Raw genomic sequence first — 25108 nt, 5'->3', positions numbered from 1 at the left:
CAAATGGCTGAATCCCTCACCGTAGCCCGTCCTTACGCCGAAGCGGTTTTCCGCCTCGGCCGTGAGTCAAGTGCGCTGGCCGACTGGAGTGGTTGGCTGGCCCGTCTGTCGCTGATTGCCAATGAATCGGCAATGCGGGAGTGCTTTGCTAACCCGAAGCTCAATTCCCGTCAGGTCACTGACCTTGTGGTGGGCGTGCTGGGGGTGGAAGCCCCGCAGGCGCTGTCTCGCTTCATCGAAGTGCTTGCCGAAAACGGCCGCCTGGCACTTCTTCCCGAGATTGAGGCTCTTTTCGAAGAACTGAAATCGGATGAAGAAGGTGTCAAGGAAGCGCATATCATCAGCGCCTTCCCGATGGACGATGCCCAGGTTGCTCAGGTACTGCCAGTACTCGAACAGCATTTCTCTTCAAAGCTCAAGCCGCGCGTTACCGTGGACCAGTCGCTGATTGGCGGGGTCCGGGTTGAAGTCGGTGACGAGGTGTTTGACGCCTCGGTGCGTGGCCAGCTCGACGCAATGGCTGTCGCGTTAAAGAACTAGGAGTTTTCTAAATGCAACTGAATCCTTCTGAGATCAGCGAGCTGATCAAGAGCAAGATTGAGAACCTGAGCCTGGGTGCTGAAACCCGGACCCAGGGTACCGTTGTTTCCGTTACGGACGGCATTTGCCGCGTTCACGGTCTGGAAGACGTGATGCAAGGTGAAATGCTGGAATTCCCGAACGGCATCATGGGTATGGCCCTGAACCTCGAGCGCGACTCCGTCGGTGCCGTGGTCCTGGGTGAGTACGAACAAATTTCCGAAGGCGATACCGTCAAGTGTACGGGCCGCATTCTGGAAGTGCCGGTGGGTCCGGAGCTGAAGGGCCGTGTTGTTAACGCCCTTGGTCAGCCGATCGACGGTAAAGGTCCGCTGGGTAACAAGCTGACCGACAAGATCGAAAAGGTTGCACCGGGCGTGATCTGGCGTAAGTCGGTGTCGCAGCCGCTGCAAACCGGTGTTAAGGCCGTTGACGCTATGGTGCCGATCGGTCGTGGTCAGCGTGAGCTGATCATTGGTGACCGTCAGACGGGTAAGACCGCTGTTGCCATCGACACGATCATCAACCAAAAGGGTCAGGGCGTTACCTGTATCTACGTTGCTGTGGGTCAGAAAGCTTCGACTATTGCCAACGTGGTTCGCGCTCTGGAAGAGCACGGCGCACTGGAATACACCATCATCGTTGCTGCTACGGCTTCGGATCCGGCTGCGATGCAGTTCATCGCGCCGTACTCGGGTTGCACGATGGGTGAATACTTCCGTGACCGCGGTGAAGATGCCCTGATCATTTATGACGATCTGACCAAGCAGGCTTGGGCTTACCGTCAAATCTCGCTGCTGCTGCGTCGTCCGCCGGGCCGCGAAGCTTACCCGGGTGATGTGTTCTATCTGCACTCGCGTCTGCTGGAACGTGCTGCTCGCGTCAGTGAAGAGTACGTTGAAAAACTCACCAACGGTGAAATCAAGGGCAAGACCGGTTCGTTGACCGCCCTGCCCGTCATTGAAACGCAAGCCGGTGACGTCTCCGCTTTCGTGCCGACCAACGTGATTTCAATTACCGATGGTCAGATCTTCCTCGAAACCGACCTCTTCAACGCAGGTATCCGTCCGGCCATTAACGCCGGTATCTCGGTGTCGCGTGTGGGTGGTGCGGCTCAGACCAAGGTTGTTAAAAAGCTGTCGGGCGGTATCCGTACCGACCTCGCCCAGTACCGTGAACTGGCTGCCTTCGCGCAGTTTGCTTCAGACCTGGACGATGCAACCCGCAACCAGCTGGAGCGTGGTCGCCGCGTTGTGGAAGTGCTGAAGCAGCCGCAATACGAGCCGCTGAGCGTTTCGAAGCAAGCCGTGGTTCTGTATGCCATTACCCGTGGCTACGCCGATGATGTGGAAGTGAATCGCGTTCTGGAATTCACCCGTACACTGATCAGCGATATCGAACATAAGAACGCTGCGCTGCTCGACAAGATTGAGCAGTCCAAGGATCTGGACGCTGATTCGGAGAAAGCACTCGTTGCTGCCATCGAAGCATTCAAGTCTGCTTGGGTTTGATCTAGGAGAGCGCCATGCCAAGCGGCAAGGAAATCCGTACAAAGATCAAAAGCGTAGAAAATACGCGGAAGATCACCAAAGCCATGGAAATGGTGGCGGCATCCAAAATGCGCAAAGCGCAGGAGCGGATGCTCAAAGCCCGTCCCTATGGTGAGAAGATCCGCCGCGTTGCTGCGCATCTGTCGCATGCGCTGTCAGAGTACAAGCATCCGTTCCTCGAGAAGCGTGACCAGGTTAAAAAGGTCGGCATCATTCTCGTGACGTCGGATAAAGGTCTCTGCGGCGGCTTGAACACCAACGTTCTACGTCAGCTCGTCAATAAAATGCGCGAGCTTGACGGACAGAAGGTTCAGGTTCAGGTAACCGCGATCGGTAGCAAAGGCTTCGCATTCCTCCAGCGCAATGGTGCAGAAATCGCATCGCAAGTTACTGGTCTGGGCGACAACCCGCACATCGACAGCCTTATCGGCCCGGTCAAAGTGCAGATTGACGCGTTTAATGCCGGTGAAATCGATGAATTGCACATTGCCTACACGCGCTTCGTCAACACGATGCGCCAGGAACCGGTTGTTGAACAACTGCTGCCGCTTTCGGGCGACACCGTGGGTTCGGCACCGAGCCGCTGGGATTATGTCTACGAGCCGGATGCCAAGTCCGTGATCGATGATCTGCTGGTGCGTTATCTCGAGGCGCTGGTTTACCAGTCAGTCGCCGAGAACATTGCATCGGAACAAAGTGCCCGGATGGTAGCCATGAAGGCTGCTTCCGATAACGCCAAGAACGTGATCGAAGAGCTGAAGCTGGTCTACAACAAGACCCGCCAGGCAGCGATTACGAAAGAGCTGTCCGAGATCGTCAGCGGCGCAGCAGCGGTTTGAATTTTTTAGCTTAGGGATATAACGATGAGTCAAGGAACAGTCGTTCAGTGCATCGGTGCTGTGGTTGATATCCAGTTTCCGAAAGAGCACATGCCTAAAGTCTTCGAGGCCCTGCGTCTCGACGATAGCGCCAGCAATAGCCTGGTGGAATCGGGTCTGACTTTTGAAGTTCAACAACAGCTCGGTGACGGCATCGCCCGCACCATTGCACTGGGTTCGACCGATGGCATCCGCCGCGGTATGAAGGTCAACGCCTCTGGCGCCCCGATCTCGATCCCGGTTGGCCACGGTACGCTGGGTCGTATCATGGACGTGCTCGGTCGTCCGATTGACGAAGCTGGTCCGATCGAAAGCGATGAGCTGCGTCCGATTCACCGCACAGCTCCGGCCTTCGACGAACTGTCGCCGTCTGTTGAACTGCTGGAAACCGGTATCAAGGTGATCGATCTGATCTGCCCGTTCGCTAAGGGCGGTAAAGTGGGTCTGTTCGGTGGTGCCGGTGTGGGCAAGACAGTGAACATGATGGAACTCATCAACAACATCGCCAAGCAACACTCGGGTCTCTCGGTGTTTGCCGGCGTGGGTGAGCGTACCCGTGAAGGTAACGACTTCTATCATGAAATGAAGGACTCCAACGTTCTGGATAAGGTCGGCATGGTGTTTGGTCAGATGAACGAACCCCCGGGCAACCGTCTGCGCGTGGCGCTGACTGGTCTGACCATGGCTGAGCGTTTCCGTGACGAAGGCCGTGACATTCTGTTCTTCGTGGATAACATCTACCGTTACACCCTGGCCGGTACCGAAGTGTCCGCGCTGCTGGGTCGTATGCCGTCTGCCGTGGGCTACCAGCCTACGCTGGCTGAAGAAATGGGCCGTCTGCAAGAGCGTATTACCTCGACCAAGACCGGTTCGATTACGTCGATCCAGGCCGTTTACGTCCCTGCCGATGACTTGACTGACCCATCGCCAGCCACCACCTTCCTGCACTTGGACTCGACCGTCGTTCTGTCGCGTGACATCGCCGCTCTGGGTATCTACCCGGCCGTGGATCCGCTCGACTCGACCTCGCGTCAGCTCGATCCGCACGTCGTCGGTGAAGAACATTACAAAGTTGCCCGTGGCGTTCAGCAGACCCTGCAGCGTTACAAAGAACTGCGTGACATCATCGCGATTCTGGGTATGGACGAACTGGCGCCGGACGATAAGCTTGCCGTTGCCCGCGCCCGTAAGATCCAGCGTTTCCTGTCGCAGCCGTTCCACGTGGCTGAAGTGTTTACCGGTTCTCCGGGTAAGTATGTATCCCTCAAGGATACGATCAAGGGCTTCAAGATGATCGTTGAAGGTGAGCTGGATCATCTGCCGGAGCAGGCTTTCTACATGGTGGGTTCGATCGAAGAAGCCATCGAAAAAGCCAAGACCCTGCAGTAACCGGAAGTTCCATCCCCCCGCCGCGTTGGAAGACGCGGCGGATCAGGAGCAAATATGGCATTAAGAATTCATGTAGACGTTGTCAGTGCCGAAGAGATGATTTTCTCGGGTGAGGCTGATCACGTGGTTCTGCCGGGTGAATCGGGCGAGCTGGGAATCTGGCCGCGTCACACCCCGTTGCTGACACGCATCCGTCCGGGTGCCGTCCGTATCAAGCTGCCGGAAGGCGGCGAAGAGTTCGTCTATGTTTCCGGCGGTATGCTGGAAGTGCAGCCGACGATGGTGACGGTTCTGGCAGACACCGCGATTCGCGCTCACGATCTTGATGAAGCTCGTGCTCTGGAAGCCAAAAAGGCTGCAGAAGAGCTGCTCAAGAATCGCGATACCAGCATGGACTACGCTAAGGCCGAAGCAGAACTGGCCGACGCGATTGGTCAGCTGGCTGCGATCAAGAAGCTACGCAACAAGCACTAAGTTTCAGGCAGCAATGCCTCAAACGGAAAGGCCACCTTTGGGTGGCCTTTTTAATGCCTTGGTGTATGCTTTGTTTAACGCAGCTGATAATTCTCGTCTGGCTTGAGGAATGCCGGTAGTGCTGCAGCATCGTTCATCTCAAGCTGGTTAATCTCAATGGTGATACACATGGCATCCAGCGCCAAATCATTGGGCGCAGTGCCAAAGGGCTCTTCGATTTCTTCTGCCACATACTCCAGTGAGAGAAAAGTGTAGGAGATAAAGACGGAGATCAGCGGTGTCATGTAGTGCAGGTCATCTACCAGTGCAAACGGCAGCATCGTACAGAACAGATAGACGGTTCGGCGCAGAATCAGTCCGTACGCATAAGGAATGGGTGTGTTGGATATCCGCTCACAGGCCCCCTGAATGTGAGCCAGCTCATTCAGATTCTTATCGATATCGGCAAATAAAATGTCGCTGATCCGTCCGGCACGATATTGCGTACCGAGCCATTCTCCCAGCAGCAAAAGAACTCGATTGGTGCGTAGTGGGCTGCTCAGAACATCAGAAAGATAAGGCTCTGGCAGGAGGCGTTCCAGATCTGCTTGGGCATCGGTGCCGCGCAGTTGATGCTTGAGAGACCAGCTAAAGGCCGTGAGAAATTTGGCTACGAGTTGGTTGTCTTCGGGGGTGTTAAAGATGCTTTTGATCTGCCGCGTAATCGAACGGGTGGTGATGAGGAGCATGCCCCACAGGCAGCGTGCTTCATTGAAGCGCGCATAGCTGGTGTTGGTGCGAAAACCCAGAAAGATCGCAATCGCAATACCAACTAGACTGAAGGGCGCGGTGGTGACGTGGAGGCCAAGGCTGTCGTAATAGGGCAATAGCACCACGGCACTGATGGAGACTGCCAGATTGAGCATCAGCCGCGACATGATGTTCGGGAGCACCGAACCCCGCCAGTTGAATATGGAAAGGAACCAATGCTGATGGGGGCGAACGATCAATATTGGCTCCTTTCGGGGTTACAGCAATACGCGCTCGATGCTACCCGTATTGGCGCGGTTAACGTATTCCGCCATCCAGTTCTCGCCCAGAATGTTCTTGGCGAGTTCCACAACGATGTAATCGGCATCGGTGTTGGCATCATCACGGAAGCGCGACAGACCTTGCAGACAGGATGGGCAGGACGTCAGCACTTTCACCTGACCCGTAAAGCCATCCGCGCGGAGTGCATTAGCACCCTGCTCCATTTCCTCCTGTTTGCGGAAGCGCACCTGCGTTGAAATGTCTGGGCGTGTCACTGCCAGCGTGCCGGATTCACCACAGCAACGGTCGTTGAGCGGCACCGCAGTGCCCATCAGTTCGCTTGTTACCTTGAGCGGTGCATAGGTCTTCATCGGCGTGTGGCATGGGTCGTGGTACATGTAGCGCGTACCCTCAACACCATCCAGCTTCACGCCCTTCTCCATCAGATACTCGTGAATGTCGAGCAGACGACAACCCGGGAAGATGCGTTCGAACTGGTACTTCTGCAGCTGATCCATACAGGTGCCGCAGGAAACGATCACCGTCTTGATATCCAGATAGTTCAGCGTGTTGGCCACACGGTGGAACAGCACGCGGTTATCGGTGGTGATGCGCTGGCCCTTGTCTTCGTGGCCGCCCGAGGTTTGCGGATAGCCACAGCAGAGGTAGCCCGGTGGCAACACCGTGGTCGCGCCCACTTCGTAGAGCATGGCTTGCGTGGCCAGCCCCACTTGCGAGAACAGACGCTCCGAACCACAGCCCGGGAAGTAGAACACGGCTTCCGATTCTTCGGCGCTCAGCTTCGGGTTACGGATTACCGGGATGACCTTGTCGTCTTCAATGTCCAGCAACGCACGCGCCGAACGCTTGGGCAGGTTGCCCGGCATGGGCTTGTTGATGAAGTTAATGATCTGGGTGCGCACTGCCGGTTTGTGCACGGTGGCCGGTGGGTGCGCCACCTGATCCTGAATCAGATGCAGCGACTTGCCCAGCTTGTACAGCTTGTTCTGCGCGGCATAGCCGAAGCGGATCATCACCTCGCGGATGCCCTTGATGAACATCGGGTCCTTGATGGTCAGGAAGGCCATGGCCGCCGCAGTGCCCGGATTGAACTTCTGCTTGCCCTGCTTACGCAGCAGGTTGCGCATGGCGATGGTGACATCACCGAAGTCGATATCCACCGGACACGGCTTCTCACAACGGTGGCACACCGTACAGTGCGCGGCCACGTCATCGAACTCGGCCCAGTGGGCAAGCGACACACCACGGCGCGTCTGCTCTTCATACAGGAAGGCTTCAATCAGCAGCGAGGTGCCCAGAATCTTGTTGCGTGGCGAGTACAGCAGATTGGCGCGCGGTACATGCGTCGAGCACACCGGTTTGCACTTGCCGCAACGCAGGCAGTCTTTCACCATCGCCGAAATTTCGCCGATGCCCGATTGCTCCATCACAATCGATTCGCTACCGATCAGGTTGTAGCTTGGCGTGTACGCCATATCCAGATTGCCACCGCGCATCAGCTTGCCGCGGTTGAAGTGGCCTTCCGGGTCTACCTTTTCTTTATAGGCCCAGAACGCGGCCATCTCGTCATCTTGCAGATAATCGATCTTGGTAATGCCGATGCCGTGCTCACCCGAAATGACGCCGTCCAGCGAACGGGCCAGCAGCATAATGCGGTCTACCGCCGCGTTGGCGGTTTGCAGCATCTGGTAGTTGTCAGAGTTCACCGGCAAGTTGGTGTGCACGTTGCCGTCACCGGCGTGCATGTGCAGCGCCACGAACACGCGGCCGCGCAATACTTCTTTATGAATCGCGTTAATACGATCCAGGATCGGGCGATACACGTTGCCGTCAAAAATGCTTTCCAGCGCTGGCTTTAGTTCCTGCTTCCACGACACGCGCACGCTGTAATCCTGCAGGCGGTGGAACAGTACCGGGTTGGCGGCTTTGTTTTCCAGCGGACCAGCCACTACGCCCAGCGTCGCGAACGAGGCTTCGGCGTCAGCCAGTGGTGTGTCCAGATGATCCAGCAACCACTGCCAGCGGGTGCGTACCTGCGCTACGGTTTCCAGCGCTTGCTGGGCACGATCACCAATCAGGACATCCTTGCCCACATTGGCGTCACCCGCATCCAGCGTGAGGGTGCCACCCAGATAATCACTGAGGGCATCGCACATCGCCAGCTTGTTGGCGATAGAAAGTTCGATATTGATGCGTTCGATACCGTCGCAGTAATCCCCCATGCGCGGCAGCGGAATCACCACGTCTTCATTCAGCTTGAAGGCGTTGGTGTGTTTGGAAATCGCCGCAGTGCGCGAACGATCCAGCCAGAAGTTCTTGCGTTGTTCCGGGCTTACGGCAATAAAGCCTTCGGCCGCGCGTAGATTACACATGCGCACCACATCGGAGGCCGCCTGCATCACCGCCTGCTCATCGTTGCCGACCAGATCGCCAATCAGCACCATCTTCGGGCGACCGTGGCGCTTGGCCTTGGTCGCGTAGCCCACGGCTTTGAGATAGCGCTCGTCCAGATGTTCCAGACCGGCCAGCAGCACGCCGAGATCGCGGCCACCGCCATTGGGTTTGAAGTAATCGGTAATTTCTACAATGGCCGGCACGGCTTCGCGCACCTGGCCAAAGAATTCCAGACACACCGTGCGGGTGTGTGCCGGCATTTTGTGCAGCACCCAGCGGGCAGCCACGATAATGCCGTCGGTGCCCTCTTTCTGTACGCCCGGTACGCCACCGAGGAACTTGTCGGTCACGTCTTTGCCCAGACCCACCTTGCGGCAGGCCGCACCCGGCAGCGAGAGAATCTCTTCGCCCAGATGTTTTTTGCCGCTGGCATCAAAACGCGTCAGACGGAAACGCACCGTTTCCTGTTCGTGAATCTTGCCCAGGTTGTGGTCGAGGCGTTCTACTTCCAGCCAGTTACCATCCGGCGTCACCATCTTCCACCAGGCCAGGTTGTCGAGCGCGGTGCCCCACAACACTGCCTTTTTACCGCCGGCATTCATGGCGATGTTGCCGCCAATGCACGAGGCTTCGGCAGACGTCGGGTCGACAGCAAATACCAGGCCGGAGCGTTCAGCCGCTTCCGAAACACGTTTGGTCACCACACCGGCGCCGGAACGCACGGTGCCCACCGGGCTATCCACGCCCGGCAGATTCACAAACTCTACCGGCGCAATGTCGATGAGTTTTTCGGTATTAATCACCACCGAGTCAGCGGTGAGCGGCACGGCACCACCGGTGTAACCGGTGCCGCCGCCACGCGGAATAATCGTCAGGCCGAGCTTGATACAGTCGCGCACCAGCGGGCCGATCTCTTCTTCGGTATCCGGGTAGAGCACCACGAACGGGTACTCCACGCGCCAGTCGGTGGCATCGGTCACGTGCGATACACGGGCCAGGCCATCAAAGGCGATGTTGTCTTTACGGGTGTGCTTGGTCAGCGCGCGCAGCACCTTGCGACGACGGGCAGCACTGGTGTCCAGATGTTTCGCAAAACGGGTAATGGCTTCGCCGGTGGCCTTGAGCAGTTGCGCGACCTTCTCGTTACCGTCGCGGCGCTTTTCAATTTCGGCCAGGCGGTGACGCAGCGCAGAGATCAGCGCGGTTTGGCGCTGACGGTTCTGCAGCAGATCGTCTTCGAGGTACGGGTTGCGTTGTACGACCCAGATATCGCCCAGCACTTCGTACAGCATACGGGCCGAGCGGCCAGTGACGCGTTCGCTACGCAATGCGTCGAGGATCGCCCAGTTTTCCTGGCCGAGCAGACGGATCACGATCTCCCGGTCGGAGTACGAGGTGTAGTTATAGGGGATCTCGCGGAGGCGTGCGTTCATGATTTTATTCTGGTCGATTGGGGCCAATTAAGGTCAATACCCAGGCCATTTTCGGAACGCATATTGTAGCGCATCGGTATAATGGAAAGCAGGGCCAGAACCGTTTTCTGGTGCGCTTTTTCAAAGATTTCGAACGCTGCTATGACCTCAAAAACCGAAGGGCCTTTTCCGTTAACCGACTATCTGTGCCGTATCGAGGCTGCCCAGGTTTATGACGTGGCCATTGAGTCGCCGCTCGACTACGCGCCTAACCTGTCGCGCCGGATCGGTAACGAGGTCTTTTTCAAGCGGGAAGACCAGCAACCCGTGTTTTCGTTCAAGCTACGCGGGGCGTATAACAAAATGGCCAAACTGCCGGCTGATGCCCTTAAACGCGGTGTCGTTGCGGCTTCAGCCGGAAACCATGCTCAGGGTGTGGCCCTGTCTGCCCAGAAGCTAGGCTGTCGCGCCGTGATCGTCATGCCGACCACCACGCCCGGCATCAAGGTCAATGCCGTGCGTTCGCGCGGCGGCGAAGTCGTGCTGTTCGGCGACTCTTTTGACGATGCCTACAATGAGGCCCGTCGCCTGGAAAAAGAAGAAGGGTTCACCTTTGTGCACCCCTTCGATGATCCGGATGTCATTGCTGGGCAGGGCACCGTGGGTCTGGAGATCATGCGTCAGCACCCCAAACCCATTGAAGCCATTTTCTGCTGCGTGGGTGGGGGTGGTCTGATCGCCGGTGTGGCGGCAGCCGTCAAACAGGTCCGCCCGGAAATTAAGATTATTGGCGTCGAGGCCGTTGATGCCGATGCCATGACCCAGTCACTGGCCGCGGGCCATAGCGTACGCCTGGATCAGGTGGGGCTGTTTGCGGATGGTGCCGCCGTGAAACAGGTGGGTGGGGAGTGCTTCCGGATTGCCGAAGCCTATGTCGACGAGATGATTCGTGTCGATAACGATGCCATCTGCGCAGCCATCAAGGATGTGTTTGAAGACACGCGTTCGGTACTGGAACCGGCCGGTGCGCTGGCGGTGGCCGGTATGAAGGTCTGGGCAGCACAAAATGATGCACAGGGTAAAACCCTGGTTGCCGTGGCCTCGGGTGCCAATATGAACTTTGACCGCCTACGCTTTGTCGCCGAGCGCGCTGAGCTGGGTGAGCAGCGGGAAGCCATTCTTGCCGTGACACTGCCCGAGCAACCGGGCGCCTACCGCAAGTTCCTCTCGCTGCTCGGTAACCGCAGCATTACCGAATTCAATTATCGTTACAATGATCCTGGGGCTGCGCATGTCTTCGTCGGCATTCAGACGACCAAGCGCGCTGAGGTTGGGGCACTTATCGCCACACTGCAGGCCGAGGGTTATGCGGCACTCGACCTGACCGATGATGAAATGGCCAAGTTGCATGTGCGGTACATGGTCGGCGGCCATACGCCCAAAGTGGCAGGTGTGCTGCATGAGCTGGTCTATCGCTTCGAGTTTCCCGAGCGGCCCGGGGCTTTAATGAAGTTCCTGGAGAACATGAGTGCCGGCTGGAACATCAGTCTGTTCCACTACCGCAATCATGGCGCCGACTTTGGTCGTGTGCTGGTGGGTTTTCAGGTGCCGCCGCAGGACATGGCCGCGTTTCAGGCGTTCCTCTCGGGGTTGGGTTATCCGTACCGCGATGAACGCGACAACCCGGCCTACAAGCTGTTTTTGGCCTGATCAACAAAGTCTACAGACCCATGCTCTCGCCATTTGAACTGACCGCGTACCTGCTGGCCGGCGCGCTGGTATTGCTAGGCTGGGCCCTTTGCCGGGTATTGCCGCGGTTGCCGGGCTCCGGTGGTGTGCAGGGGCTGCGTTTCTGGTGGGCCTTGTTGCTCATGTTGGCGCTGAATCGCGTTCTGAACACGGCCTTTTTCACAGTGCAAAGCACACTCTTTGATCAGCCTGATGCGCTGCTTGCATTGGGTGAGGCTGCATTGATGGCCGTCGTCACTTCGGTGTTGCTTAAGCGCCCGGTTAGTAACCCGACACACGATTAACAACGCTGCCAGTCAGGCTAGAGCACTAGGCCTTCTTCGGTAATCCAGCCATCAAGCGGTACGTCGTGCGGCTGCGGGTGGATGTCGTCCAGTAGCTGCCCAGAGAACAGCACGCCAATCGTTTTAACGCCGGGTAATAAGGGCAGCGTACGGTCGTAATAACCCCCGCCGTAACCCAGGCGATAACCGGCTTTATCGAGTCCCAGGCAAGGAATGAACAGGTATTTTGGTGTTACCAGTTTCGCTGGGTTAGCAGGGGGTGCCACGATGCCGGCATCATCCAGGGTGGGGCGGATGTTCGGATCCCACAGATAAAAGGACAACGGCGTGCACGGTGTCGTGACCCGCGGCAGGCAGACCCCAACACCGGCGGCATACCACTCATGCATCAGCGGGGTGATATCCGGTTCTTTGGTGATTGGCGAATAAAAGGCAAACGGTGATGCGGGCGGATGGAAATACTGTTCCAAGGTGTCGCAGATTCGGCGACTGAAAACGGCATGATCATCTGCCGAGAGTGTGCGGCGCCACGCTTTCATGCGCGTACGCAGCGTACTGCGATAGAATTTTTCATCCGGCGGGTTCGACATAGACCGGACACTAGCATATTGCGTTGTTTTTTACTGCCTGGTTTTCAAGATGATCTCTGCGTGTTCAGCTCCCTCGACGGTTTCTTTGTTGCTCAAGCGGGCAATCGGTATCGTGCTCTTTTCCGTGGTGTCGCTGGCTGTCGCGCAGGATGCTGCCTACCTCAGCGCGCGTGATGCCGTTAAAAATGGCCAGTTGGGTAAAGCCGAGGCGCTGTACCCGCAGCTCAGGCAACATGAGTTAGCGCCCTATGTGGAGTCATGGTTGCTCAAGCCGCAGCTGACGACCGATAGCCCGGATATCCAGGCGTTTCTCAAAAAATATGACGGTGAACGACCAGCGGAGTTGCTGCGGGCCGACTGGATTCGTGCCCAGGCCAAACAGGGCAACTGGACACTGGTCGCCCAGCAGGGCGTGCTGATGCTTCAGCCGGATCCGGATGTGCAGTGCTACGCCCTACTGCCCCGTGTGAATAACGGCGACAGCGCTGCCAAAGACCAGGCACGGGCCTTGTGGAACACCGGGGTGGATTCGCCGGATGCCTGTCAGACACTGTTTGATGCCATGTGGGCTAATGGTGAGCTTAAAGCCAGCGATGGCTGGCTGCGGGCCCGCCGTCAGGTGGCCATGAACAAGCTGGGCATGGCCCGGCAGACGTTGTCCATCATGCGAATCAATGCAAATGATGCGGCCGGTGGACTGGATGCGGTACTCGGGAAGCCCGTGATTTATCTGGAGCGGGTCGGCACACCTAATGATGAAACCCAGAAAGAACTGGTGACGCTGGCCCTGGTGCGCATGGCGCGGAATGAGCCTGCGAGTGCCATGCCGGCACTCAAGCGTTACGGCAGCAATCTGGACAAAGCCCAGCAGGAATACGTGTGGGGCATCATTGGTTGGCAGCTGGGCATCCAGCAAAGCCCTGAGGCACTCGATGCTGTGAAGAAAAGTGGTACGGTGCTGTTGCCTGATGATGCGATGGCCTGGCGGGTACGGGTGGCCCTCCGTGCTCAGGACTGGAGTCTGGTTCGTAAAGATATCGAAGCCATGCCTGAGCCGATGATCAGCTCTCCGGAGTGGGTCTATTGGCTGGGTCGTGCTTTCAAAGCGCAGGGGCGCGATAGCGCTGCGGAAGATCAATTCAAACGGATTGCCGGCCAGCCTAATTTCTACGGTGTACTGGCCACCGAAGAGCTGGGCGGTCGCGCCAAGCTCCCACAACAGGCCGCGCCGATCAGCGCGGATGAAATCCGGGCAGTCGAGCGCCAGCCGGGTATTCGCCGGGCGTTGGCCATGTACCGTCTGGATCTGCGCCCCGAGGGTGTAAAGGAATGGAGTTGGGCGCTGCGCGGCATGAATGATCGCCAGTTGCTGGCCGCCGCCGAAATTGCGCAGCGGAATCAGATCATTGACCGATCAATCAGCGCCGCAGACCGCACGAAAGAAGAACATAACTACAAATTGCGTTTTCCGACGCCGCACGCAGACAAGATCATGGTGCACTCCGACCGCCAGAATCTGGATAAAGCCTGGGTCTATGGGCTCATGCGGCAGGAGAGCCGTTTTGTCACGAACGCCAAATCCAATGTCGGTGCCGCTGGTCTCATGCAGGTCATGCCCTCTACCGGCAAGTGGGTCGCCAACAAGATCGGCGTCAAACTGGGCCCGGGTGATCTGCACGACCCCGATACCAATGTCATGCTGGGCACCACCTACATGCGTCTGGTGCTGGAAAGTCTGGATAACCACCCGGTACTGGCTTCGGCCGCTTACAACGCCGGCCCCGGGCGCGCCCGCAAGTGGCGAGATGTGAAACCGCTGGAGGGTGCGATCTATGCCGAAACGATCCCGTTTTCCGAAACACGGGATTATGTGAAGAAGGTCATGAGTAATGCTGTGTTCTACCAGACGGTCATGACCGGCAATTCGCCCTCGCTCAAGATCATGTTGGGGACCATCGCCCCGCGTCCCGTCAAAGATTCGATGCCAGAACTGCCCTGAAATGGCATAAAATAGCGTTTTGCTCGACTAATCACTGATCAGACGATTGACCAAGGAAGACTCATGCTGAAGAACCAGAAAATTCTCCTCATTGGTGGCACCGGTTTTGTTGGCCGTCATCTGGCCCGTGTACTGGTCGATGCAGGCGTGCATGTCACGATCCCGACCCGTCGTTACGAAAAGAATCGCGATGTCACCATGCTGCCAAGCGTGACGCTGGTCGAAGCCGATATCAGCGATGAGGGTGTGCTCGCCCATCTGGCCGTTGGTGCCGATGCCGTGATTAACCTCGTCGGTGTGCTGCACAGTGATCCGGGTCTGCCCTATGGCAAGCAATTTGCCGCAGCGCACGTCGAACTGGTCAAGAAGATTGTCGCAGGTTGCCAGGCGGCCGGTGTGAAGCGTCTGCTGCACATGAGCGCCCTGCATGCAGGCAAGAAAGCCCCCTCCGAGTACCTGCGTTCCAAAGCCGATGGTGAAGCCATCGTGACCAGTTCGGGTCTTGTGACCACGATCTTCCGTCCGTCGGTGATCTTCGGTGCCCGTGATTCGTTCATCAATACCTTCGCCAAGCTGCTGCGGGCGTTCCCGATGATGCCGCTGGGCTGTGCCAATGCCCGTTTCCAGCCGGTAGCCGTGAATGACGTCGCCAATGCTTTTGTGCAGGCGCTGACCAATCCGGCCATGGAAAACCAGGCCTATGATCTTTGTGGCCCCAAGGTCTACACGCTCAAGGAAATTGTCGAATACACGGGTGAAGTCATCGGTTACAAGCGTCGTGTGATTCCGCTGTCGGAGCACATGGCCTACTTCCAGGCGGCACTCCTGTCGGTGCTGCCTAATCCGCCGATGTCGGCAGACAATATTCGCTCGATGGAAATCGACAGCGTCTGCGCTGCTGGCTGCCAGGTGCCGCCGGGCTGGAATCCGCAACCGCTGGAAGCCGTGGCACCGCTCTACCTGCTCGATAGCGGTGATGCTGCCCAGTTTGCGGAATACCGCAGCCGCGCTGGCCGCTAAGCCCGTTAGACATTGCACCACGGCTGAGGCATTGAGGTCGTGAACATCTATGTGGTCGGTGGTGCAGTTCGTGATCGCCTACTTGGCCTCACGCCGGGTGACCGGGATTATGTGGTTGTGGGCAGTTCCCCTGAAGACATGCTGGCCGCCGGCTACACGCCTGTAGGCAAAGATTTCCCCGTTTTTCTGCACCCCGAGACTCACGAAGAATATGCGCTGGCGCGCACCGAGCGTAAGACGGGACACGGGTATCATGGCTTCAGTTGTTACGCTGCGCCTGATGTGACGCTGGAAGAGGATCTCGCCCGCCGGGACCTGACCATCAACGCCATGGCTGAAGATGCCGATGGCAACGTGATTGATCCCTACAATGGCCAGCAGGATCTTGCCACACGAGTGCTGCGCCATGTAAGTCCAGCCTTCGCCGAAGATCCGGTACGAATTCTGCGCCTGGCGCGCTTTGCCGCCCGCTTCCCAGAATTCAGCGTGGCACCTGAAACGCTGACACTTATGCAACAGATGGTGCGTGCCGGTGAAACCAAACATCTCGTCGCTGAGCGTGTCTGGCAAGAAGTATCGCGTGGCCTCATGGCCGAGCAACCCGAGCGCATGTTCGCCGAGCTCGATGCCTGCGGTGCCAGCGTCGATTTGTTCCCGGTCATTCCTCAAACCGTCGGCCGCCTGAACGCCGTTGCGAAGGCCAATTTCGATTTGTCGCAACGTGTCGCACTTTGGTTGGCTGCGTGCACGCCGGAACAGGTGAGCGAAATCGCTGAGCACTTGCGCTTGCCTTCCGATTGTCGCGATCTGGCCTTGTTGCTCGTGCGTCATCGCACGGCACTCATGCAGCCGGCGGTATTGACTGCCGAGGATCGTCTCAATGTCTTGGAACGTTGTGATGCCCTACGCCGAGCGGATCGTTTCAATAGCCTGCTCGCCACCTTGCCGTGTCTGGGCGCTGATCTGTCAGTTGTGAGTGAATGGCAGGCCATGCAAGCGGCTGCCGCCGGCGTGGACGCAGGTGCCATCGCGTTGTCTGTCAGAACTCAGGAACACATTGCCACCCGGATCCGGGATGCGCGAATCGAAGCCATACAGAATCTCGTCTGAGGAAATTGCCTTGTTCCAAAATCAAGAAGCCCTCTCGCTGGAAGTCATCAGCCGCTACCCGAGTAAGGGTAGGCACCGTACCCCGCTATTGTTTGTGCACGGCGCCTTTACGGCGGCTTGGGTCTGGTCGGAACACTTTCTCGAATGGTTTGCCGAACGCGGTTGGCCGGCGCATGCTATTTCCGTCCGGGGGCATGGCGGCAGCGAAGGCCATGAGTTACTGGGCCAGTGGGGCATTGACCACTACGTCGCCGATGTCATGCAGGTGGTGGCGGAGCTCGGCGAACCGCCCATTCTCATCGGCCATTCCATGGGGGGCTTTGTGGTGCAGAAGTGCCTGGAGCAAGCCAGCTTTCCTGCCGCCGTGCTCATGTGTTCGGTCCCCCCCAAAGGCCTGTTGGCCAGCTCGCTTTCCATGATCTGGTCGCGTCCTGATCTGCTGGGTAATCTGTCCCAGTTAATGACCGGTGGCCCTGTCGATATTGATTCGCTCAAAGACGCGCTTTTTGCGCAGCCGGCATCCTTGTCCGATTTACAGCGCTATTTGATGCTTTCGCAGGTGGAATCGCAACGCGCGATTTGGGATATGACCATGTTCAACCTCATTAAACCCGAGCGCTTGAATCCGGTACCCAAACTGATTATTGGCGCCGAGCTGGATCACATCATCCCGGCCAACCAGGTGCGTGATACGGCAGAGATCTACGGCGTCGAACCGGTCGTTTTTCCCGGCATGGGCCATGGCCTAATGCTGGAGCGGGACTGGGATCACGTCGCGGGTGTGGTGCACGATTGGTTGAAGGCTGTCATGCAGGATGCACCGTAGCGAGATCGCAAAATTCTACCTAGTTCTCGAAGGCCAGCAATCTCGATAGGTTTTAATTAGAGCGTATGCGACCGATCGCTGCGTAAGAAACCCGGAATTTGTAGATTGGCCGGCAGGTCTTTCGTGAGCAGGATGACTTTGAAGAACTCGCCCATCTCGGCAGGCGACAGCAGGGTTTGCACCGCGTGTTGCGTACGCACCCATTGGGCATCAGCCTGGGCGTAATCCCGAGGCTGCTGTGCGGACAGTAACTCAAGCAGCCCGGCATCCATGAGCCAGCCGGCTTGGGTACAGTAGCCGGCGACTTCCATCCCAGCATCGAAACCTGCTTCGGCAATCGCCGTAAAGTCGACGTGCGCGGTAATGTCCTGCAGACCGGGCCAATAGAAAGGGTCGGGATGGGCGCGGTGACGGTAGTGGCACATCAGTGTGCCGCCGGTGCGTTCGTGGTGGTAGAACTCGTGTCGCGGGAAACCGTAGTCGATGAGCAACAAGGCCCCTTGTGTCAGACGTTGCGCCAGCGTGCTGATCCAGGCCGGGCCCGCTTCGGGAATTTCTGTCGTGTAGTCATCAGGCCACTGGTATTTTTCAGCGAGGGCACGGATGTGTGCGGCGCGCTCCGGGCTGGTGACGCCAGGCGCAGTCATAAAACGGATGCCGCCATCGATGTTTTCTACGCTGACACCGAGGCGTTTCCCCTGCCCGGCTTGCCAGTGCACCAGTTCAACGGGCATGGCATCGAGGACTTCGTTACCGATGATGACGCCGTCCAGCTGCTTCGGTAGGGTTTCCAACCAGGTGACCCGATTGAGCAGGTGGGGTACGGTGGCTGACAGGTGTGCGCGTTGCCGTGCTGCGAGCTCTGCCGAGAGTTCCAGAATGTTGTAGCGCTCGGGCAGTGCGTTCATGGTCTCCAGGGTTTGTAGCAGATCCGCTGCCAGTTTGCCGGTGCCCGCACCGGCTTCCGTGAGGATGGGGTGGCTGGCGGTCAGCAGGGGAGCAATCGTACGCGCTAGGGTTTGCCCGAACAGCGGCGTCATTTCTGGGCCAGTGACAAAGTCGCCGGCCGCCCCGAATTTATGCGCGCCACCACTGTAGTACCCCAGGCCTGGTGCGTAGAGGGAGAGTGACATGAATTCGGAGAAGGGGATCCAGCCACCGGCTTCCTCAATCGCCGCGACCATCGTTTCGGAGAGTGCCTGACTAAAGCGCTGTGCTTCGGCCTCCGGCTGAGGCAGCGGATCCTTGCCACGGGGCGTGGCAGGCTGAATGATTGGTGGCAGGCTCATGACGATGACAGGTAATTGGCAGTAGAGCAGGAGGATAGCGCATGCGACAATACGCGTCATGCCAAAAACACCTACTTTGTCCGAGATGCCTTCGCCGGTGATGTTAATCACTGGGGCGGCACGTCGCGTGGGGGCCACGATTGCCACCATGCTGCACGCCTCGGGCAACCGGGTAGCATTGCATGCCCGTCAATCGGTTCTGGATGCCGAGGCCCTGGCAGTACAACTCAATGGACTGCGGGCAGATTCGGCTTTAGTGGTGCAGGCCGATCTGCTGGATACGACCAGCATTGCGCCCCTGGTGAACGAAGTTGTGGGTCACTTTGGCAGACTCGATGGCCTGGTGTGCAATGCCTCGTCGTTCTTTCCTACGCCACTGGGGCAGATTAGCGAAACCGACTGGCACGATCTGGTGGGGAGCAATTTCAAGGCACCGCTGTTTCTGGCGCAGGCAGCCGCACCGCATTTGCGGGCGAGCAACGGGTGTCTGATTAACATTACCGATATTCATGCCGAACGACCGCTGGCAGGTTACCCACTGTATGCCGCTGCCAAGGGCGCACTGCTCACCCTGACGCGGGCACTGGCCATTGAGCTGGCACCCGAGGCGCGGGTGAATGCGGTGGCGCCAGGGCCGATTTTATGGCCGGAAGATGGCCAGTTTGCTGATGCCGAGCGCCAGGCGATTGTGCAACACACCTTACTCAAGCGTGCTGGCACACCGGAAGATATTGCCCGGACAGTGCGCTTTTTAATGCTGGATGCGCCGTACATTACGGGGCAGGTTATTAATGTTGATGGGGGCCGTAGCGCTCACCTGGCGACTTGAATCATGACGAATCAAAGCACCGAAGATCTTTCACAAACCATTTTGAAGCTGCGCCGTTTTATTGAGAACCGTGTGGGTAAGGCCATTGGCGATTACAAGATGATCGAAGATGGCGACACGGTGATGGTGTGTCTGTCGGGTGGCAAAGACTCCTATACCTTGCTGGACGTATTACTTGCATTACGTAAGCGGGCGCCGATTGATTTCCGCATCATTGCGATGAATCTGGATCAGAAGCAGCCGGGGTTTCCGGCCGATGTGCTGCCCAACTATCTGGCTAAGCTGGGGGTGGAACATCGAATTGTGACGCAGGACACCTACTCGATTGTTAAAGAGAAAGTGCCAGAGGGTAAAACCACGTGTTCGCTGTGTTCGCGACTGCGTCGCGGCATCATTTATAAAACAGCGAGTGAGTTGGGTGCCAACAAAATTGCGTTGGGCCACCACCGAGATGACATCGTGCACACGCTGTTTCTGAACATGCTATTTGGCGGCAAGCTGAAGGCGATGCCGCCAAAGCTGGTGACGGACAACGGCGATTTTATGGTGATTCGCCCGTTGGCTTATGTGCCCGAAGTCGATATCGCCCGCTATGCACGCGGTGTGGGCTTCCCGATTATTCCTTGCAACCTCTGTGGTACCCAGGAAAACCTGCAGCGGCAGAAGGTGCGGGAGATGATGGCCGATTGGGATCAGCGTTACCCGGGTCGTACAGAGTCGGTGATGACGGCGATTCAGAATGTGGTGCCGTCTCACCTGGGTGATCGAAATCTTTTTGATTTTGAAGGCCTACAGCTGGGCGATCCGGAAGCGGCTGGTGGTGGCGATATCGCTTTTGACAGCGAGTCGTATGACACTGACAGTTGTGAGACACCGGCACCCAGCGATGCGCCGCAGATAATAAACTTTGGGACGCGCCCGACGCCTGCTTGAACCTTAGATCGACGGGTCGTCGATATGACTGGGTTGAATGGTATGAGCCGGATCCAGGGCCAGGGCACGCTGCGCATTTTTAGCAGTCAGGGCTTCCTGGGCAAGAACCTCTTCCTGCTGGCGGGCGATGAATTCGTTTAGGCTGTCGATACCACGGAACTGTAAAATTGTATTGCGGACAGCGGCTTCCAGCAGTACGGCCAGGTTACGTCCAGCGGCCACCGGAATATTCACCTTGCGGATATTGACGCCTAGGATCTCCTGGGTCTGTGCTTCAAATGGCAGACGCGGTGTATCAACACCGGGTTGTTGCCGGTGCAAGTGAACAATGAGCTTGAGCCGCATTTTGCGGCGTGAAGCGGTTTCTCCAAAAATGGTGCGGATGTTGAGCAGACCCAAGCCACGCACTTCCAGAAAATCGCGCAGGATACCGGGGCAGCGTCCCTCGATCACATTAGGCGCAACACGGGTGAGTTCGACCACGTCATCAGCCACCAGGCCGTGGCCACGTGATATGAGTTCCAGTGCCAGTTCACTTTTGCCGGAGCCGGAGTCACCGGTGATCATGACACCCATGCCCAGTACATCCATAAAGACACCGTGCAGGCTGGTAGTGTCTGCTAGCTTACGTGCTAGGTAGTGGCGCAGCTGATCAATAACGGCCGAGCATGAACGCGCCGAAGAAAACAGCGGTGTGCCGGTTTTCTCGCAGGCATCACGCAGTTCTTCCAGCACTGGCAGGCTATCGGCCACGATGATGGCAGGTGGCGCTGCCTGGCAGAGATCTTCGTACACCGATTGGCGGCGTGTAGCGCGTGTACGCAGGGACCACTTCTGTTCTGCGATACCCACGACCTGGAGTCGTTCCGGGTGAATGATATTCAGGTGGCCAACGATATCGGAACCATAGGCATCCTTCTCCATCAGCCGGATGTTGCGGTTACAACCCACACTACCCACCCAGTTGAGCGCCAGGCTCTCTTTGTATTCTTCGTAGAGCTGTGCGACGCTGAGTTCTTTCATGGGGTATCGTTCAATCAGCTATTCTGTTGTGTGAAGAGGCGGAGTACAACCTCAGCCCCGGTACTGCTGCGCAGCTGTTCGCGGAAATCAGGATCGGAAAAACCCTGGGCCAGTTCGGACAGCAGCTGCAAATGTTCTTCGGTGCTCTGTTCCGGCACCAGCAGGAAAAAGATCAGATCGACCGGGCGATGATCGGGTGCATCGAACGGAATCGGTTTGCTCAGGCGGTAGAACATGCCGGTGACCTGGCGCAGACCTTTGACACGACCGTGCGGGATACCTACGCCCTGCCCTAGCCCCGTGGAGCCAAGTTGCTCACGCATGTGCAGACAGTCCAGGATGGCGGTGCTGTTCATACCGAGTCGCAGGCCGAGCGCGGCAGCGGCTTGTTCGAACAACGCTTCCTTGGTGGCAGGCTGCGCTGTCAGGACTATGGCGTCCGTGGTGAGTAGTTGGGCAATAGCGTTCATGGAATGAAACGCGGGCACCGAACCGGTGCCCGCTGTTCTTAGTGAGGGTTATTCGAGATGGCTGGCGACGCTGTGGCCGCGACCATGATCCTGAATCTTCTGTTTATATTTCTGAACCTGACGATCCAGCTTGTCGGTCAGATCATCCACCGCTGCATAAAGATTGGGATCAACGCTTTCGACAAAGATGTCTTTGCCGGGGACATGCAGGGTGACTTCGGCCTTCTGGTTCAGCTTCTCGACGCTCAATACAACGTGCATATCGATCACATGATCAAAATGGCGCGTGACCTTTTGCAACTTCTGGCTCACGTATTCGCGGATAGCGGGGCTGACTTCCAGATGATGACCACTGATTTGCAGATTCATACTGCCTCCTCTAAAGGGTCTTGCGCAAACTGGCGGTGGGGAGACCCATCGCCTCACGGTATTTTGCTATGGTCCGGCGTGCTACGACAATGCCTTCGGCACTAAATTGATCACAAATTTGTTGGTCAGACAGTGGTTTTTTCGGATTTTCTCCACCGATTAGCTGCTTGATTCGGGCTTTAATGGCCGTGGCAGAGGCCGCGCCGCCATCGTCGGTACCCACGTGGCTACCAAAAAAGTATTTAAATTCAAAGACTCCGCGCGGAGTGGCCATGAATTTCTGGGAGGTCACCCGGGAAATCGTCGATTCATGGAGGCCAAGCTGGTCGGCAATCTCACGCAGGACCAGCGGACGCATGGCCAGCTCACCTTTTTCAAAAAAAGCGGCCTGTTCGTCCACAATGGCCTGGGCCACCCGTTCAATGGTTTCAAAACGTTGCTGGATGTTCTTGATGAGCCAGCGCGCCTCCTGGAGTTGGCCGCTCAATCCACTGTGCCCGCCGCTAGCCTGACGCAGCAGGCCAGCATAGAGGCGGTTGATTTTCAGGCGGGGCAGCGCGTCAGGGTTGGTGATGGCGGACCAGCGCTCACCCCTAGCGTCATGCTTCTTGCGGACCAGCACATCAGGGATGATGTAGGGGCTCGCATCATCCAGAAAAGTGTTGCCGGGATGGGGGTTCAAACTGCGGATCAGCGTCTGGGCATCGCGCAGGGCATCAAGATCGGCCCCGGTTTTGCGGCGGATAAGTGTGAAGTCGCGTTGCGCCAAGGCGGGCAAGCACTCCGCGACCAGTTGACGTGCCAGATCAACGGCAGGATCGCTCAGACCTTTGAGCTGCAGCAGCAGGCATTCCGTCAGGTCGCGGCCGCCAACGCCGGGTGGGTCCAGCTCCTGTAGTTGGCTGAGTGCGTGTTCTAGCTCGGCCAGCGTCACCGATTCGTCCGGTGGTAAGGCTTCCAGAATTTCGTCCAGTGAACTGGTCAGGTAGCCCCGCTCATCCAGTGCTTCGATCAGCACGCGGACCAGTGCCTGTTCTCGCCAGGCCGTGCGCAGTAGCCCGGCTTGTGCCAGTAGATGTTCGCGCAGGGTCAGCGTGCTGCAGTTTCCGACTTCGTAGTCGCTGTCACCATCATCGCTGCCGCTGGCCGATGAATAGGCGTAGGGGCCTTCATCCATATCCATGGGGCTGGATTGCTCAAAGGCTTCGGCGGTGTCGGTCATGCCCTCGTTGGCAGGTTCGTGTGCTTCGCCAGTTGCATCCAGTGACTCGCGATGTTCATGAGCGGTGTCATGCCTAAAGTCGGTGACTTGCCCAGCATCATGGTCGCGAGTCTCATTCGCTGATGCATCGTTGACTGGGGTGTCACCCTCTTCGCCCTCGTCGCGTTCGAGCATCGGGTTCTCTGCCAGTGCCTGGGTGACTTCCTGCTGGAGTTCGACCGACGACAGTTGCAACAGCCGGATCGACTGTTGCAGTTGTGGCGTCATCGTCAGATGTTGCGTGGCCTTGAGTTGCAGGCTGGCCTTCATGGGGTGTTCCGGTCGCTGGGGGGCGTCAATAAAAGCGCTTAGAGGCGGAAGTGCTCGCCCAGGTAGACCTGGCGTACCGCTTCGTTTTCGATGATGTCTGCAGGGTGGCCTGAGGCCAGTACGGTGCCCTCGCTGATGATGTAGGCACGATCAGTAATACCCAGGGTTTCGCGCACATTGTGGTCGGTGATCAGTACGCCGATGCCACGCTCTTTGAGAAAGCGGATGATCTTCTGAATCTCCAGCACAGCAATCGGGTCTACCCCGGCGAAGGGTTCGTCGAGCAGAATGAAACGCGGTTGGGTGGCCAGCGCACGGGCGATTTCAACACGGCGACGTTCACCGCCGGAGAGCGCTGCGGCACGGCTGTGACGAATATGCTGGATGGCCAGCTCGTCGAGCAGCGTTTCCAGTCGGCTGTGCTCCTCGTCGGCACTTAGCTTCTGCAGCTGCAGGACGGCCAGAATGTTTTCTTCGACGGTGAGCTTGCGGAAGACCGAGGCTTCCTGTGGCAGGTAGGAGATCCCCATATGGGCACGCTGATGAATTGGTAAATGCACCAGCTCGTCATTGGCCAGAGTAATGTTGCCCCCATCCGCTGGCACCAGGCCGACCACCATGTAGAAACATGTTGTTTTACCCGCCCCGTTGGGGCCAAGCAAACCCACAACTTCACCGGCGCTCACATCAAACGACACGTCTTTGACGACGGTGCGTTTGCGGTACACCTTTCGGAGGTTACGGGCCGAAAGAATGGCGGGTTTGGCGTCGGTCATGGTGAAGTGATGAGAAGGGTTGGTTGGATGATGGATCAGGGGGTGTCGGTGAGTTCGTCGGTGTTGACGTTGCCTGCGCTGCGGATTACTTGCTGAATGGTGCGCATGGCAAAGCCGCGGCTGGCCAGATGACGGGTTTGCTTCATGCGCTCATTCATGTCGCGGGGTGCCTGGCCAAACTTTTTCAGCCATAGCGCCTGACAGCGGCTGAGCTCATCGGGTTGTTCCGATAGTACGGCAGCAATGGTATCGCGGTCGATACCTTTCTGTGCCAGTTCCTGCTGTAAGCGGGTGTTGCCGTAACGAGGTGCCCGCAACCGGATGCGCATTTCCGCGTAACGATCATCCGACAGCATTTTGCGCCGTTCCAGATCATCAAGCAGTACCTGTACATCGGATTCGGTCGGGGCTTCGTAGACGGCTTCGAGCACAGTTTCAAACACATCCCGTGTATTACCGGGGTGGCGTTTGGTCGGACGTGGTGCTGGTTTGCTGAGCAGTTTGGTGGCCAGTTCCTGACGTGAATAGTCGCGCCGCGCCAGAAGGCGCAGGGCGCGAGCTCTCAGGTCGTCAGCCGTGCTGGCCAATCTCGCGGTCTCCCC

23 protein-coding genes are annotated in these 25108 nt (G+C 57.7%); 13 read left to right on the top strand and 10 right to left on the bottom strand.

Annotation, left to right across the window (positions count from 1 at the left end; translation table 11 throughout):
- The first annotated feature begins 3 nt into the window (after positions 1-3).
- From AC3GOJ_RS01235 to AC3GOJ_RS01215, 5 genes are read left to right on the top strand one after another with little or no spacing between them, the layout of a single operon-like run.
- The gene (locus tag AC3GOJ_RS01235) at positions 4-540 is read left to right on the top strand and encodes a F0F1 ATP synthase subunit delta (protein ID WP_488235628.1); all 537 of its coding nucleotides are present in this window, start codon (positions 4-6) and stop codon (positions 538-540) included.
- An 11-nt stretch (positions 541-551) separates the two neighbouring features.
- On the top strand, positions 552-2090 hold the full coding sequence (gene atpA / locus AC3GOJ_RS01230) for a F0F1 ATP synthase subunit alpha (protein WP_488235627.1): 1539 nt from the start codon (positions 552-554) through the stop codon (positions 2088-2090).
- Positions 2091-2104: 14 nt separating this feature from the next.
- Positions 2105-2968: a F0F1 ATP synthase subunit gamma gene (atpG, locus tag AC3GOJ_RS01225; RefSeq protein ID WP_488235626.1), complete on the top strand. Its 864-nt coding sequence runs from the start codon at positions 2105-2107 to the stop codon at positions 2966-2968.
- 24 nt (positions 2969-2992) lie between these two features.
- Positions 2993-4396 (top strand): F0F1 ATP synthase subunit beta, encoded by a 1404-nt coding sequence (gene atpD / locus AC3GOJ_RS01220; RefSeq protein WP_488235625.1) that lies wholly within the window; start codon positions 2993-2995, stop codon positions 4394-4396.
- Between the two features lie 54 nt (positions 4397-4450).
- Complete coding sequence (locus AC3GOJ_RS01215) at positions 4451-4870, top strand: F0F1 ATP synthase subunit epsilon (RefSeq protein WP_488235624.1); 420 nt, start codon at positions 4451-4453, stop codon at positions 4868-4870.
- A gap of 74 nt (positions 4871-4944) precedes the next feature.
- Here AC3GOJ_RS01215 and AC3GOJ_RS01210 read toward each other — a convergent pair whose 3' ends face one another.
- On the bottom strand, positions 4945-5859 hold the full coding sequence (locus AC3GOJ_RS01210; RefSeq protein WP_488235623.1) for a bestrophin family protein: 915 nt from the start codon (positions 5857-5859) through the stop codon (positions 4945-4947).
- An 18-nt stretch (positions 5860-5877) separates the two neighbouring features.
- On the bottom strand, positions 5878-9729 hold the full coding sequence (locus tag AC3GOJ_RS01205) for a DUF3683 domain-containing protein (RefSeq protein WP_488235622.1): 3852 nt from the start codon (positions 9727-9729) through the stop codon (positions 5878-5880).
- A 141-nt stretch (positions 9730-9870) separates the two neighbouring features.
- Here AC3GOJ_RS01205 and ilvA point away from each other — a divergent pair, with 141 nt between their 5' ends.
- Positions 9871-11418, top strand: a complete 1548-nt coding sequence (gene ilvA / locus AC3GOJ_RS01200) for a threonine ammonia-lyase, biosynthetic (protein ID WP_488235621.1) — start codon at positions 9871-9873, stop codon at positions 11416-11418.
- 20 nt (positions 11419-11438) lie between these two features.
- On the top strand, positions 11439-11741 hold the full coding sequence (locus AC3GOJ_RS01195) for a hypothetical protein (protein ID WP_488235620.1): 303 nt from the start codon (positions 11439-11441) through the stop codon (positions 11739-11741).
- 17 nt (positions 11742-11758) lie between these two features.
- Here AC3GOJ_RS01195 and AC3GOJ_RS01190 read toward each other — a convergent pair whose 3' ends face one another.
- On the bottom strand, positions 11759-12331 hold the full coding sequence (locus tag AC3GOJ_RS01190) for a 5-formyltetrahydrofolate cyclo-ligase (RefSeq protein ID WP_488235619.1): 573 nt from the start codon (positions 12329-12331) through the stop codon (positions 11759-11761).
- Between the two features lie 49 nt (positions 12332-12380).
- On the opposite strand from AC3GOJ_RS01190, the gene AC3GOJ_RS01185 reads away from it, so the two are divergent.
- The 4 genes from AC3GOJ_RS01185 (at position 12381) to AC3GOJ_RS01170 (ending at position 17286) form a co-directional block, all read left to right on the top strand.
- Complete coding sequence (locus tag AC3GOJ_RS01185; RefSeq protein ID WP_488235618.1) at positions 12381-14330, top strand: lytic transglycosylase domain-containing protein; 1950 nt, start codon at positions 12381-12383, stop codon at positions 14328-14330.
- A 63-nt stretch (positions 14331-14393) separates the two neighbouring features.
- Positions 14394-15350 (top strand): complex I NDUFA9 subunit family protein, encoded by a 957-nt coding sequence (locus AC3GOJ_RS01180; RefSeq protein ID WP_488235617.1) that lies wholly within the window; start codon positions 14394-14396, stop codon positions 15348-15350.
- 39 nt (positions 15351-15389) lie between these two features.
- Positions 15390-16460, top strand: coding sequence for a tRNA nucleotidyltransferase/poly(A) polymerase-related protein (locus AC3GOJ_RS01175; RefSeq protein WP_488235616.1), 1071 nt, complete (start codon positions 15390-15392; stop codon positions 16458-16460).
- Positions 16461-16470: 10 nt separating this feature from the next.
- Positions 16471-17286, top strand: coding sequence for an alpha/beta hydrolase (locus tag AC3GOJ_RS01170; protein WP_488235615.1), 816 nt, complete (start codon positions 16471-16473; stop codon positions 17284-17286).
- Positions 17287-17342: 56 nt separating this feature from the next.
- Here AC3GOJ_RS01170 and AC3GOJ_RS01165 read toward each other — a convergent pair whose 3' ends face one another.
- Entirely contained in the window at positions 17343-18725 is a 1383-nt protein-coding gene (locus AC3GOJ_RS01165) for a class I SAM-dependent methyltransferase (protein ID WP_488235614.1), read from the bottom strand.
- Between AC3GOJ_RS01165 and AC3GOJ_RS01160 the strand changes: the two genes are divergently transcribed.
- On the top strand, positions 18634-19404 hold the full coding sequence (locus tag AC3GOJ_RS01160; protein WP_488235613.1) for a pteridine reductase: 771 nt from the start codon (positions 18634-18636) through the stop codon (positions 19402-19404). The genes AC3GOJ_RS01165 and AC3GOJ_RS01160 overlap by 92 nt on opposite strands.
- A 3-nt stretch (positions 19405-19407) precedes the next feature.
- On the top strand, positions 19408-20337 hold the full coding sequence (gene ttcA / locus AC3GOJ_RS01155) for a tRNA 2-thiocytidine(32) synthetase TtcA (RefSeq protein ID WP_488235612.1): 930 nt from the start codon (positions 19408-19410) through the stop codon (positions 20335-20337).
- Positions 20338-20340: 3 nt separating this feature from the next.
- Here the strand turns inward: ttcA and hprK are convergent, their stop codons facing one another.
- Genes hprK through AC3GOJ_RS01125 form a run of 6 tightly spaced genes read right to left on the bottom strand, consistent with a single transcriptional unit; the run spans position 20341 to position 25093 of the window.
- Positions 20341-21360, bottom strand: coding sequence for an HPr(Ser) kinase/phosphatase (gene hprK / locus AC3GOJ_RS01150; RefSeq protein ID WP_488235611.1), 1020 nt, complete (start codon positions 21358-21360; stop codon positions 20341-20343).
- Positions 21361-21374: 14 nt separating this feature from the next.
- Positions 21375-21830, bottom strand: a complete 456-nt coding sequence (locus AC3GOJ_RS01145) for a PTS sugar transporter subunit IIA (protein WP_488235610.1) — start codon at positions 21828-21830, stop codon at positions 21375-21377.
- A 48-nt stretch (positions 21831-21878) separates the two neighbouring features.
- Positions 21879-22199 (bottom strand): ribosome hibernation-promoting factor, HPF/YfiA family, encoded by a 321-nt coding sequence (gene hpf / locus AC3GOJ_RS01140; protein WP_488235609.1) that lies wholly within the window; start codon positions 22197-22199, stop codon positions 21879-21881.
- A gap of 10 nt (positions 22200-22209) precedes the next feature.
- On the bottom strand, positions 22210-23730 hold the full coding sequence (locus tag AC3GOJ_RS01135; protein ID WP_488235608.1) for an RNA polymerase factor sigma-54: 1521 nt from the start codon (positions 23728-23730) through the stop codon (positions 22210-22212).
- Between the two features lie 38 nt (positions 23731-23768).
- Positions 23769-24506: an LPS export ABC transporter ATP-binding protein gene (gene lptB, locus AC3GOJ_RS01130; protein ID WP_488235607.1), complete on the bottom strand. Its 738-nt coding sequence runs from the start codon at positions 24504-24506 to the stop codon at positions 23769-23771.
- A 35-nt stretch (positions 24507-24541) separates the two neighbouring features.
- Positions 24542-25093 (bottom strand): regulatory protein RecX, encoded by a 552-nt coding sequence (locus tag AC3GOJ_RS01125; RefSeq protein WP_488235606.1) that lies wholly within the window; start codon positions 25091-25093, stop codon positions 24542-24544.
- Positions 25094-25108: the final 15 nt, after the last annotated feature.

This window comes from Fluviibacter sp., assembly GCF_057744235.1.
This window is presented reverse-complemented; position numbering and strand designations above follow the sequence as displayed.